Source organism: Aquimarina rubra (genome assembly GCF_042684305.1).
GTDB classification, from domain to species: Bacteria; Bacteroidota; Bacteroidia; order Flavobacteriales; family Flavobacteriaceae; genus Aquimarina; species Aquimarina rubra.
Genome location: NZ_JBHULE010000019.1, coordinates 1125295 through 1138447, shown reverse-complemented (window position 1 = coordinate 1138447; position 13153 = coordinate 1125295). Strand labels below are relative to the sequence as shown.

The window sequence follows — 13153 nt, the reverse complement described above, 5'->3', positions numbered from 1 at the left end:
TATGATACATTATATACTACAAATCATAGGGTTTCAACTGCTTTTTTTAATAACCTATGATCTATTTTTAAAAAAGGAAACATTTTTTAACTGGAATAGAGCTTATCTTCTCATAACTCCTATTTTAAGTTTTTTGCTTCCTCTGATTCGATTAGATATTATACGACATAACATACCATCTCAATATAACATACAACTACCTGAAGTACTTATTACAAATTCTCCTATGCAGGTACATCTTTTACCCGAAGTTGTAATAGGGTCCGAAAGTAGCATGTCTCATTATATTTCTTTGATTCCTATTTTTGGGTACTTATGGTACTTAGGAATCGCAGCATCCTTGTTTTTATTTGCTTATAAAATTTTCAAAATCTTTAAATTAAAAAAATCAGGAACGAAGATAAATGCAAAAAACATTACGTTGATTTCGCTACCAAATACCACTACTGCATTTTCGTTTTTTAACACCATTTATATTGGTAGCAATCTTTCGGAAGTAAAAAAAACCAATGTTCTGCTTCACGAAAAAATCCATGTAAGAGAATACCATTCTCTAGATCTTGTTTTCTTTGAGATATTACGTATACTTTTCTGGTTTAATCCTTTAGTTTATATCTATCAAAACAGAATGGCAATGTTGCAGGAATATATTGCAGATGCAAAAGCGATCGCAGAGACGAGCAAAAAAGAATATTATCAGGACCTATTATCTCAGGTTTTTCAAACAGAGAAAATTTCATTTATTAATACATTTTTTAATCATTCATTAATCAAAAATCGACTTGTTATGTTACAAAAATCAAAATCAAAAAAAATCTTTCAATTAAAGTATTTATTGTTAGTACCTGTAGTCTCTATGATGTTAGTATACACATCCTGTACTGAAGATGCCAATGCGCAACTAGGTAACGATTCAAGCACTATATCAAAATCCCAAAGTACCATCTTAAATAACATTGCTGAACTAAAGGAATCCATTGCCGCAAAAGGAGAAATGACAGAAGAAGAAAGAAAAGCACTAAAAGGTTTGTTATTACTAACCACAGAAAATGGTTTTTCTGAACCATTCTTTCAGGATGTAGTAGCTGATGCTGAAATTCCGTTTGGAGTTATAGAAAAAGTTCCTGTGTATGAAGGATGCGAAGGCATGACACAAGAAGCAACAAAAAAGTGTTTTTCTCAGAAAATAGCTCAACATATAGGACAAGAATTTAATACTAAAATTGGAGAGGATATTGGTTTTGATGGAAGACAAAAGATTCTTGCTAAATTTAAAATTAATAATAGCGGTGATGTTGTAAATATTCAAGTACGAGGTCCACATCCTGAACTAGAAAAAGAAGCTCTACGCGTACTTAATACACTCCCTAAAATGAAGCCTGGTATACAGGATGGTGTGCCTGTAAATGTTATGTACTCATTACCTATAGTATTTGACATAAAGAAATAAGGACAAGTAAAGTAGTGTTTTACAAAAAAAGCTGGTTACGATATCGTAACCAGCTTTTTAATTGCCAACGTCTTTAATCAATACTAACGTTCAAAACCTTTCTCTACAGAAAGTATAGCGTTAAACGTTCCGTTTTCTTTATTGGTTATCACTGGGTATTTACCCGCTTTTACGATGTTTCCGTGAAGTCCAAGCTCTTTGGAAGTCTCTGCATCTAGAATAAGATCTTCTTCCAGTTGAAATGTATTATCTCTTAAGAAACCTTCATCCTGATAAAACTGCAATCCAGCAATACCTTCATTGAGCGCAAAAGGAAATACATTCTCTCTGGGATCTATTTCCAGCTCTAGTTTATCTCTAAAAGAAACAAATTCTCTAGGATCAAGCTTTTCATAAATGATCCATGGATCAAATATTTCTATCCAGCAAGGAACAAAAATACAAGGATCATAAATCAATTCCGGTATACAGATTTTATATATATCGCATATTCCGGGGAATTGTTTATAACATCTCCCACCAAACTTTAGTCCTGGTCTAACAAAATAATAACATCTCCCCCAATGAGCTTTTCCGTTAGCTTCCTCTAAATTACTGTTATCAAATTCCAGGGACTCTTCTATAACAGTATTATCTACTGTCTCTTCATCACATGCGCAGAAAACACCAAGTGTCAATACTGCAGCAAAAAAAAATACTTTTTTCATATTATTTAGGTTTTAAGATTAAAAAATCCCCATCACAATTGGTTGTTGGCTTTCCAATCGTTTAGGGGATGTATGGTGTAACAACTTTTGTTTTTAATGGTTTCAAAAAGCCGTTTTTTGTACTAAAATTTTAAAAATCGGGAAAATATGACGCTAAAGTACTGTCAATTTAGACCTGAATCACGGGGTTAATCCCTGTTTTTGAACAAGTTATTTAACTAATAATTCTATAAAAATGAAGATTATGAAACCAATACCCCACGCTGTTCCATTACCGGAAGATCACGAAAAGCATTTTCATTAATGGTATTTTTTCTGAAAAGATATTTCTTGTCATATAACTTTCCCTCTGAGAAGAAGGTAACAAAGAATTCATTATTCATAACAAATAATTCCTCCTGAATCATTTCGATTTTAGCAGATGATTTGGCAGCAACTGTTCCAATACCATGTCTCAACAAAGAGGTCTTTTTTTCTGTGGTGTAACCTTTGGTAACTACCATAACCATCTCTATGGGTTTCTCCTGGTCATTAATGATATAAGAATTCCAATCGTGTCCACCGAACTCCTCATTCCATTCTTTAACAACGGCTATGTAGACATTTTTTACAATGGGTATTTCTATATCCTTTTTCAATTATAATGCAGACTTAAATTGCTCCAGAAAACGCACATCGTTTTCACTTAACATACGAATATCAGAAATTCCGTATAGTAATAGGGCTATACGATCTATCCCCATACCAAAAGCAAAACCGCTATATTCTTCAGGATCAATATTACAGTTTTTTAATACATTAGGATCCACCATTCCGCATCCCATAATCTCTAACCAGCCTGTACCTTTGGTCATTTTATAATCGGTTTCGGTTTCTAATCCCCAATACACATCAACCTCAGCACTTGGCTCTGTGAATGGGAAATATGACGGACGTAATCTGATCTTAGATTTACCAAACATTTCTGTTGTAAAATATTGCAATGTCTGCTTTAGATCAGCGAAAGAAACGTCCTTATCAATGTACAATCCTTCTACCTGATGAAAGAAACAATGCGATCTTGCAGAGATGGCTTCGTTACGATATACTCTACCCGGAGAAATAGTTCTTATCGGTGGTTTGTTTTCTTCCATGTATCGCACTTGTACAGAAGATGTATGTGTTCTTAATAAAATATCAGGATCAGTCTGAATAAAAAATGTATCCTGCATATCACGCGCAGGATGATATTCTGGTAGATTTAATGCTGTAAAGTTGTGCCAATCGTCTTCGATTTCCGGTCCTTCACTTACATTGAAACCAATTCGAGAGAATATATCTATAATTTGATTCTTCACTAAAGAGATCGGATGACGAGATCCCAAAGCAATCGGTTCTGCCGGGCGCGTTAAGTCACCATAAGCTCCTTTTTCCTCATCCTTAGATTCTAGTTCATCTTTTAAAGCTCTTACCTTTTCTTCAGCGGCAACTTTTAATGCATTTATGGCCTGACCAAATTCTTTCTTTTGATCATTCGCAATATTCCTGAATTCAGCAAAAAAGTCATTAACTAGTCCTTTCTTACCCGAAAACTTTATTCTAAATGCTTCAACTTCTTCTTTGGTCTTAGCAGAGAAATCCTCAACTTCTGAGATATATTCTTTAATCTTATCGATCATGATCTTTTTCTTAATAGAGGGCAAATTTAAACAAATAATGCCATAAAAAAACGCCTTCTTTTCAGAAAGCGCTTTTTATGAGTTCGTGAAGCATTGAACTAATCTAATTCTGCTTCGTAAATCTTAAAAGTTCCTCCAAACATACTTTCTGCATCGAAAATCACATATAATTTATTATTTAAAACAGTCAACTGCCTAAATTGACCGTCAGCGTATAATGGAGAATCGAAATCGAAAGCAACCTCATTAAAACTGCTATCTAAAGTATTAAAAACACCTATAAAGGGTTCCTTTCTTTGTAACCCTCCATTAGTGTCGTAAATAAAAATATTACCCCCTACAAAAATCAGGTTCTTATACTTTGCTGTGAATGTGTCATCTACGGCTTTTGTCATTGATTTTGTTTCCCAAGTAGTAGTATCAAAATCATAAATTAAAATATCATTCGTAGCAACAGTACTTTGAAACTCTTCTGTACCACCAAAAATGTATAGCTTGTCATCAACAATCTCTACATCTGCACGAGACTTAGCAATAGGAAGTTCGCCAAAAACTGTAAAATCCTCTGTAATCGTGTTGAAGGTATATAGTTTATTTGAAGGTTCTCCATCATCCAATGGATTCAATCTACTCCCAATTACATACACATCATCTTGTAAAGAAGCAGTACCATGTCTCGTTAATGTTTTATCATGTCTAACAAGTTTAGGGTCACTTGATAGGTCAATGTCATACACGTTATTAGCATCACTTGAGGCCACAATTAGTTTACCATTAATTATTTCCGGTTCTTTCGTTGAGAAGTTGTTTCCTGCACAGAATGATGTTGATTCAAAAGTATTTGTTGAAACATTATATTTTCCTATCTCTTCTAATATATAATCGCATCCATTTGGATTGGCTATATCAGACATTCCTCTTTTAACAATAAACAAAGAGTTTAACTCATTTGATCCTTCAACTCCCAATATGCTTGAGCTCGAGCCCGCATCAAACTGTAATGTTGCAATTTCAATGAAGTTGATAGAAGTTGGAATGATTGGTAATTCCATTTCTAAAAGTGGTACCAAAGTAATATCCAATTCGGCAGTTGCCGATACTTTAATTTTCCCTGTTATTGTATTTTCATCAACTATAGAAAAATCAAACAGACCATCAAATCCTTTAAAAGTGCTTTCTTCTGTAATTTTGAAGCCTATTAATTCTTGTTTTTCATAAAAATCCATATAGACTTCATCAATGGAAGTGGCTTCCCAGTTGACACCTTCTCGTTGTTTCCAGATAACCGAACCATTTTCACCTGCTAGATTAGGATTATCTACAGATTCTGTAGAAAACACGAAAACATCATCATCCATATTAAATACATCCGAAATATCTAATCCTTGAGCATTTGATGAATTGGTCAGAATTGCTTTTTCAATACGCCAAGATTTTTGTGAGTTATTTGTAAGTATTTCAATAGTTTCATCAATATTAATTGTTTCATCAGTTGGGTTAACATCATCATCTGATCCACAAGAAATCATAAAAACAATTAGAAATAGATTGAGGTAAAAAAGAAACTTATTCATTTTCATTTATTTTTAATATACGGGCGCAAAAATAATTAATCCAACCATAAAGCTCCTAATAATTACGTTTAATACTTAATAGAGTTATATAGTAAGTTATCTTTATACACAAATTGCATTAAAAAGAAGACCGAAATTCCTCCGAATAGATGCCATAACCAATGTGTTCCCATATATAGAAAATCCGTTTTCCAAAACATGTCAGCACTTCTAAAGCTTATCGCAATTGTAAAAAACAAAAAGGCCAGAACAATCATTTCTTTATGCCTTCCATTAGTTTTAATGAGATATAAAATAATCGGAAGTAACACTGTAATTGCTGTAATCACATAGCCTAAAGAAATTCGCACAGTAGCTGGAATTGGCAGCATTCTTATGGCAATGGAAATACTAAGAATTATGATAAATGCCAATATGCTTTTCCACCAAACACGGAACAGTTTAAAAATGAAGTAAAAAACTGCCGACATGCATAAGATCATAATTGGTACCCAATCCATAAATAACCATATCTGATGACTTCTGGTACCATGAAACAAAGTTCCCCCAATAAAACCAATCGCTAGAACCGGTAAACTAAAAGTAAGAAATAAATGCTGACTTGGATTTTTATAAACCTTTATTACAAAGTAAATGATCACAAATAGAAAAACAAGATTACTGATCGTATTAAACGGTTCTACTGGTAACCTTCCCATAATTGTCTCCTGATAAATCGGCCCACTATCATTTGGAATATTAAGATCATTGATAATATTTGCAAGCATTTCTTTTTGTATTAAAGTTAAAAAAATGACTTGATTTAAAAGAACTTATTGGCAAATCATTTAAAACAATAACTTCTTAATATTCAGATCAGTATCCTATTTTAAGATTCATTAAGAAAAAGAATTATGAAGTACGTTAAAGCTCGTTAAAAAACTTGACAAAACTATATAAATTAGCTATATTTAGTTGAAAGTAGAGAGTAAGCTTAAAAATACAAAGTTTACCTAACAGAACTCCCCAAAGTAACATTTCGTAACCAATAAATGCAAACAAATGGTCTATGACTAAAAGTTAGTCACTATGCAATGTTTAATTTAAAAAATGTCGATATGAAAAAGTTATTTTTTGGAATCCTAATTATAGACATGAAAGGGTTAAAAGAATTGATAAGTAATCTTCCTTCGGCTTCGTGGTATGCTATGAGAAGATAACTACATTGTCAGTAAATTTCTTTTAAAAAATTGAATAATTAATAATATTCATAAAAAAAGATGCTCGGACTGAGCATCTTTTTTTATGAATTATTTATTGTTAACTGATAACCAAATTAAATTCTGGTATATACGTCTCTATACTCAGTTGTTTGACCATCGAAGGTATCTGAATATTCTACAGAAAAAGTATTTCCAGAAAAGCTAATTTCCTCTGTATTTGTTTGTCCATCAAATGTAATAGAGTAAACATTACCTCCGGTATTCTCCCAGGCACCCATATTAATATCGTCTGTGACTTCTACACAAGTTCCACTACCATTATCTTCAAAATATGTGTCTTCGAAGGTTCCATCAGCCTTAAAGGTTATAACATCTTCTAGATCGCAAGGATCTGATGTTATTTGTACTCCGTTTTCAAACTCTTGAGATAATTTCCAAGACCCTATTAACAGATCCTGATTTACACCATCGTCATCATCTCCACAAGAGGATACTACAATAGAAAGTGAAATTGCGAATAAAAAAATAAGTTTTTTCATAAAAAGTGTTTTGTTATATTTCTTATTCAAAGACGTCCCACTTGCCAAAAGGTTGCGTCGAACCTAAAAAATATATTCACTAGTTAAAAAATAACTAACAATTGCTTCTTTCATTAAGACGGATTGTTCTCCTGCTTTAAGACTAGGTAGTTGCTCTTTTACAATATAATGCGGCCATCCTTGCTCATCAAAATAATCGAATTCATAGTACCCATAAGGTTCTAATAATCTACAGATGGCAATATGCATAAGATCCAGCTTTTCATCTTTCTTAAACCTACGATGTACCTGACCTAATTCCTGCACTCCAATCAAGTAAATGATTGCGTCCAGATCCAATTCATCTCCATCTGCAAACTGAGCTGATAATTTTTGGACCAGAATATCCCATCGCTCTTTTAATTTTTCATCTCTAGACATTACTTTTTTTTGCAAAAATACAATTTGAGACGATTAAATACGCTGTTTAAAGAAGCTTTGATCATCCTTTTAAAATAAAAAGTTGGTAAGTACAAATATCCAAGGTGCTGCTTTACCTAATTAATATGATCTATTGCAATGTTATCTGTGTACCTTTGGTGCTCAAAATTTTGATTTAAAACAGTATATTAGTCTAAACAAATCTATTGAATGAATTATATAGACATCATTTTGGGTATCTTATTGCTTTGGGGATTAATCAAGGGATTTAGCAAAGGTTTATTCGTTTCGCTAGCTTCTTTAGTGGCCTTGATTGCTGGAATTTATATCGCTGTGCATTTTTCTCACCTTGTAGGAGGGTATTTAGAGCAATATGTTAATTGGGGAGATGGTGCTATGAAACTTACTGCTTTTGCAATTACATTCATCATTGTGGTAATTCTGATTTCTTTAGCAGGAAAGCTGTTAACTAAAATTGCAGACTTCGCCTCATTGGGTGTGCTCAACAAACTACTAGGAGCTGCTTTTGGAGTATTGAAGTTTGCGTTTATAGCCAGTGTGGTAATTATTTTTATAGATGCAGGAAATAGAAGTTTAGGAATTATAAAACAAGAGACTCTAGATTCTTCTATACTCTATTCTCCCGTAAAAAAGTTAGCACCGATGGTATTACCAAATATTTTGAAAAGCGAACCTAGCGAAGAGGCTAATCATAATGTGTAATACATTTAATGGAAACATAAGCATTCTTAAGAATCTAAAAACTCTTTTTTTCCATTCTTTTTGACGTATGCCAAACAACTGGCAAAATCTTTAAAAATACTCGATTCCGGAATAAAATCAGGAATGATATCAATCCGTTCCATCATATATCTTGGTTGTTTCAATAAGCCAACAAAAAGCACACTGATATTCTTCTTTTTTAAATCTAAAAGCATTTCCTCCATAGCGTATAATCCTGTTTGATCCATATACTGCATACGTCCTAATCTCATAATGACAAGAGATGCAGTTTCAGGTATTTGAGAAGCTAATTGTTGAAAATCACTGGTAGAACCAAAAAACAAAGGCCCTTTTAAATGCTTGATAAAAACTTTTTCTTGTAATTTTGATGGGAAATCTTTTTCATCAGTCCACGCTTTTTCCTTTAATGGTTTTACATCAGATCTTTCTGCAGTTAGGTCTCCAATCTTTTTCATAAACATCAACGAAGCGATCACTAATCCGATACCCACAGCATATATTAAATCCCAAAACGTTGATAGTACAAGAACAACCAGCATTATCAACACCTCTGAGCTCAACTTCAAAGGGCCTAATTTTATGTCTTTCGGCAAACTAGGAATTGCCTTAAGACCTTTATAATCCATAACACCAATACCTACGGTAATTAGTATTCCTGCTAAAACAGCTGCAGGAATTTTTGATGCAACCGGACCTAGTGCCAGCATAACTATCAATAGTAAAATACCCGCAATCATTCCGGACAACTTGGTTTTTCCGCCCGCATTTATATTTACAACCGTTCTGATAGTTGCTCCAGCTCCTGGTATCCCACCAAAAATAGCTGCGATACTGTTTCCGATTCCCTGACCTAATAGCTCTTTATTAGGTTTATGTTTGGTTTTTGTCATATTATCTGCCACTACACTGGTCAATAAAGAATCTATGGCTCCAAGAAGCGACAGAGCTAATGCTGTAAAAATATATGGTGCTATATTACTGAAATTAAATCCTGTAATAATTTCCAACTTAGGAATTGGAATTCCATCCGGAATTTCTTCAATTGGTCTGTAATCCAGTCCAAATCCAACTGATATCCCAGACATTACTATCAATGCCACCAAAGTACTAGGAACTGCTTTGGTAATTCTTTTAAAACCATATATGATAATAATAGTTCCCAGCGCTAAAAATAATTCTAGCCAATTGATATTTTTTAAAGCTCCAGGCAATACTTTTAATGCTCCTATAGTACCAGACGCTTCGTTGGCAGCTAAGGTCTCAGATTCTCTTAAAATATCATCCTGTGATATATTATTTGCTCTGGCTATGGTCTCTTTGAAATCTTCTAGTACCAAGATTCCTTCTCCTGCTTCTTCTTTTAAAATGTTTTCCAGTATCACCTCTTCAGCCTGAGCTTTAAATCGCGCTACATATTCTACATCTTCTTTGGGATAATATCCTACTGAGGGTAGTATTTGAGTTAATAATATAATAAGACCAATAGCAGTCATAAAACCAGAAACTACAGGATACGGTATGTACCTGATGTATTTTCCCAGGCCCATTAATCCTAAGCCAATTTGCATTAACCCTGCTAATAAAAATACGGTTAGTATCGCCGGAAGTGCTTTTTCTACACTTCCATCATTTGCAGCTACGATTCCTGCAATAACTACCATACTCACGGCCGTCATAGGCGCAGTAGGTCCTGAAATTTGCGTATTTGTTCCACCAAATAACGCTGCAAAAAAACTGATAAAAATAGCTCCGTACAATCCCGCTGCCGGTCCTAATCCTGAAGACACACCAAATGCTAATGCCAGTGGCAATGCAACTACACCTGCTGTAATTCCTCCGAAAGCATCTCCTTTTAAATTACTAAAAAATCCTTTCATTGGCTATTTTTTTATTAATCAGGTGGTTGCTATGTATAAAGTAACATAAAAAAAGCTGACACTATAAAGTGTCAGCTTTTTTTAATATAACTTTAAGATGTGCTATTTATCAAAAAATTGAACGCTTCCATCATTAATATCATACATACCACCTATAAGGATAATTTCCTGATTGGCTTCCATCTCTTTTAACACACTACTTTGTTCGCGAATATTGTCGATGGTCATTTGTACATTCTTCACTGCTACTGCATTTACAAAATCAATATTCTTAGAGTTTCTTAAAGAACTGTCTGATGGCTCGCTTACTGCGGCCACAGCAGGTTTTATTTTACTTAACAAAGCTGTAAGGTTTCCTAGTTTTGCATCATCACAGGCTCCTTTTACAGCACCACAAGCAGTATGACCTAAAACCAATACTAATTTAGTTCCTGCAAGCTTACAGGCAAACTCCATACTACCAAGAATATCCTCATTTACAAAGTTTCCTGCGACTCTTGCGCTAAAAACATCCCCTATTCCTTGATCAAAAATCAATTCTGAAGAAACTCTTGAGTCTATACAACTTAGGATAGTCGCAAATGGAAACTGGCCACTTTTAGTATCATTAACCTGATCCAAAAGATCTCTATCAGCCATATTTTTTTTCTGAAATCTTTCGTTACCATCCTTAAGCATCTGTAATGCAATTTTTGGGGTAATAGCTCCTTGTGCCTCTTTTGTAAGTGCTTTCATAATACGTTTATCTTTTAGTTTATGCTGTTTTTTTTGGTCTTAACTTAAAAAATTGAATATAGTTATCCGGATTCTCCACAACGCCCCGTTCAGAAATTAGATGAATATCAATATTTCTGTTCTTTGCTTTTTCTGAAAAATCTTGCAATATTTCGATAATATCATTGTCCAAATATCTCGTATTTCTTACATCTAAAGTAAGATCAGTATCTTCTGGTAATCGATCCAATTCTTTTAGGATAGCACCTTTATTAAAAAATGTAACCTCTTCTGCCAAAGTCATTTTAATCTTGTGCTTTCCATTACTCTTGTCTTCAATGTGTAAAAAGTGAGAGTTCTGGTAACTTTTAAGTAATATAATTACTATTCCTACCGCTAAGCCTAATCCTATTCCCACTAATAAATCCGTAAATACTATCCCTAAAATCGTTACTATGAATGGTACAAACTGTTTCCATCCAGCAGCCCACATCGCTTTAAATGTTGATGGCTTTGCTAATTTATATCCTACAATGAAAAGAATCGCTGCTAAAACAGAAAGTGGAATCATATTCAATAACGTTGGAATCAAAATAACGGAAGTTAATAGAAAAAACCCGTGAACGATAGCTGACATTTTACTTTTTCCACCTGATTGTATATTTGCAGAACTTCGCACAATAACTTGAGTTATTGGCAATCCACCAATTAATCCTGAAATCATATTTCCGGTTCCTTGAGCCAATAATTCTCGATTGGTTGGTGTTACTCTTTTTTCCGGATCCAATTTATCAGTTGCTTCTACACATAATAAAGTTTCTAAAGAAGCTACCAGTGCAATTGTAAATGCAGTAACCCATATATCACCATTAGTGATAGCGGCAAAGTTTGGAAAAGCAAACTGTCCCAAAAAACTATCAAAATTATCTGGTACCGGTACTGAAACTAGGTGTTCAGCTGTAATACCGACAGAGCCGTTTTTAGTAAATACATAAAAAAGTATTCCCACTACTACAGCTACTAAAGGACCTTGAACTAATTGAAAAAACTTTCCTTTTGTAGATAAAACATTACTCCATAAAATCAAAATTCCTAATCCCAGGAGTGCTACGATTGCAGCTCCAATGTTAAAACTTCCACTTAAAAGGGCATTAAGTGTTTTCAATAATTCTGTAAAAGTATTTTCTCCATCTATTTGGAGAAACGCAAAATCTCCTTCTGGATTTGCATCAACACCGAAAAAGTATGGTATCTGTTTTAGTATAATGATAATTCCTATTCCGGTAAGCATTCCCTTAATCACAGATGACGGAAAATAATATCCAATAATTCCAAGCTTAAGTACTCCAAAAATCAATTGAATTGCTCCTCCTAAAACAACAGCAACCAGGAAATTTTCATAACTTCCCAAAGAAGAAATCGCTGCAAGAACAATAGCAGCTAATCCCGCAGCCGGTCCACTAACTCCAATCTGGGAACCACTCAAAGCACCTACGACAATTCCCCCAACAATTCCTGCTATAAGACCAGAGAAAAGAGGAGCTCCACTCGCTAACGCAATTCCTAAACATAGTGGTAAAGCCACAAAAAACACCACTATACTTGCAGGAAGGTCTTTTTTTATATTTTTAAACATGCTCATAATTATATTGATTAAGTTACTGCCCAAATCAGGCAATTAGTTTTTATAATGATTAAAAAATCAAAACGTTCCTTTCCTTCATTTAAAAATGAGAATTAGAATTCTACGTATAAAAAATTAAGAATATTCCGGAGGTGGTGTAGTATATTCCAGATAAACAGACGAGTTTCCGTATTTTAATTCCGGATAATCTTTTAAAATTAAAATAGCAACTTTTGTGCTCTTGTCATCCGTATATTGTGAGATTTTCTCTTTTTCCTTTAAATCTTCTTTTTCAGAACTGTCTTTTTCTTTAGACTCAGATTTTTCTTCTGTATCATCTATGATATGAGCTATCGAATTGACATCACCTTTATAAAAATTAAATAATTCAATAGCATAATTTCCTAAGTGAAAAAGAAAACCCGAGATAATCAAAAATCTTGCTATTTTTATTTTTATAGTTGGCATAAATTTTTTTTATGGATTGTAAAAATAAAAGTAATACTTTCAAAATTTGTTAAATCAATCGTAAAATTATTCCCACAAACCTCGTCAGAGCCCTTTTTTTCTTTGTCTATTGTCTCAAAACATTAAGAGAATTTAACTTTTCAGTCTTTGTTTAAACAGTTTCAATAAAGTAATTT

At 33.5% G+C, this 13153-nt stretch carries 13 protein-coding genes; 2 read left to right on the top strand and 11 right to left on the bottom strand.

Translation table 11 applies throughout. The annotated features are described in order from the left end of the window. The first annotated feature begins 1 nt into the window (after position 1). Positions 2 to 1450, top strand: coding sequence for a M56 family metallopeptidase (locus tag ACFSR1_RS13625; RefSeq protein ID WP_378293380.1), 1449 nt, complete (start codon positions 2 to 4; stop codon positions 1448 to 1450). Positions 1451 to 1533: 83 nt separating this feature from the next. Here ACFSR1_RS13625 and ACFSR1_RS13620 read toward each other — a convergent pair whose 3' ends face one another. The 7 genes from ACFSR1_RS13620 to ACFSR1_RS13590 all read right to left on the bottom strand — a co-directional run bounded on the left by ACFSR1_RS13620 (position 1534) and on the right by ACFSR1_RS13590 (position 7550). Then, complete coding sequence (locus ACFSR1_RS13620; RefSeq protein ID WP_378293378.1) at positions 1534 to 2157, bottom strand: hypothetical protein; 624 nt, start codon at positions 2155 to 2157, stop codon at positions 1534 to 1536. Positions 2158 to 2399: 242 nt separating this feature from the next. Next, on the bottom strand, positions 2400 to 2795 hold the full coding sequence (locus tag ACFSR1_RS13615; RefSeq protein WP_378293376.1) for a hypothetical protein: 396 nt from the start codon (positions 2793 to 2795) through the stop codon (positions 2400 to 2402). Further along, positions 2796 to 3815 carry a phenylalanine--tRNA ligase subunit alpha gene (gene pheS / locus ACFSR1_RS13610; RefSeq protein WP_378293374.1) on the bottom strand — a complete coding sequence of 340 codons (1020 nt, stop codon included), beginning with the start codon at positions 3813 to 3815 and terminating at the stop codon, positions 2796 to 2798. A 98-nt stretch (positions 3816 to 3913) separates the two neighbouring features. Next, positions 3914 to 5389, bottom strand: coding sequence for a kelch repeat-containing protein (locus ACFSR1_RS13605; RefSeq protein ID WP_378293372.1), 1476 nt, complete (start codon positions 5387 to 5389; stop codon positions 3914 to 3916). Between the two features lie 68 nt (positions 5390 to 5457). After that, positions 5458 to 6156, bottom strand: a complete 699-nt coding sequence (locus ACFSR1_RS13600; RefSeq protein ID WP_378293370.1) for a ceramidase domain-containing protein — start codon at positions 6154 to 6156, stop codon at positions 5458 to 5460. 548 nt (positions 6157 to 6704) lie between these two features. Continuing rightward, complete coding sequence (locus ACFSR1_RS13595; protein ID WP_378293368.1) at positions 6705 to 7130, bottom strand: lipocalin-like domain-containing protein; 426 nt, start codon at positions 7128 to 7130, stop codon at positions 6705 to 6707. Positions 7131 to 7193: 63 nt separating this feature from the next. After that, the gene (locus ACFSR1_RS13590; protein ID WP_378293366.1) at positions 7194 to 7550 is read right to left on the bottom strand and encodes a hypothetical protein; all 357 of its coding nucleotides are present in this window, start codon (positions 7548 to 7550) and stop codon (positions 7194 to 7196) included. Positions 7551 to 7760: 210 nt separating this feature from the next. Here ACFSR1_RS13590 and ACFSR1_RS13585 point away from each other — a divergent pair, with 210 nt between their 5' ends. Further along, a complete protein-coding gene (locus ACFSR1_RS13585; RefSeq protein ID WP_378293364.1) occupies positions 7761 to 8273 on the top strand; it encodes a CvpA family protein in 513 nt (170 codons plus the stop codon). Between the two features lie 26 nt (positions 8274 to 8299). Here the strand turns inward: ACFSR1_RS13585 and ACFSR1_RS13580 are convergent, their stop codons facing one another. The 4 genes from ACFSR1_RS13580 to ACFSR1_RS13565 form a co-directional block, all read right to left on the bottom strand. After that, positions 8300 to 10171 carry a SulP family inorganic anion transporter gene (locus ACFSR1_RS13580; protein WP_378293362.1) on the bottom strand — a complete coding sequence of 624 codons (1872 nt, stop codon included), beginning with the start codon at positions 10169 to 10171 and terminating at the stop codon, positions 8300 to 8302. Positions 10172 to 10273: 102 nt separating this feature from the next. Then, the gene (locus ACFSR1_RS13575) at positions 10274 to 10906 is read right to left on the bottom strand and encodes a carbonic anhydrase family protein (protein ID WP_378293360.1); all 633 of its coding nucleotides are present in this window, start codon (positions 10904 to 10906) and stop codon (positions 10274 to 10276) included. Between the two features lie 19 nt (positions 10907 to 10925). Then, positions 10926 to 12521, bottom strand: a complete 1596-nt coding sequence (locus tag ACFSR1_RS13570; protein ID WP_378294510.1) for a SulP family inorganic anion transporter — start codon at positions 12519 to 12521, stop codon at positions 10926 to 10928. 123 nt (positions 12522 to 12644) lie between these two features. After that, complete coding sequence (locus ACFSR1_RS13565; RefSeq protein WP_378293358.1) at positions 12645 to 12977, bottom strand: hypothetical protein; 333 nt, start codon at positions 12975 to 12977, stop codon at positions 12645 to 12647. Positions 12978 to 13153 lie beyond the last annotated feature (176 nt).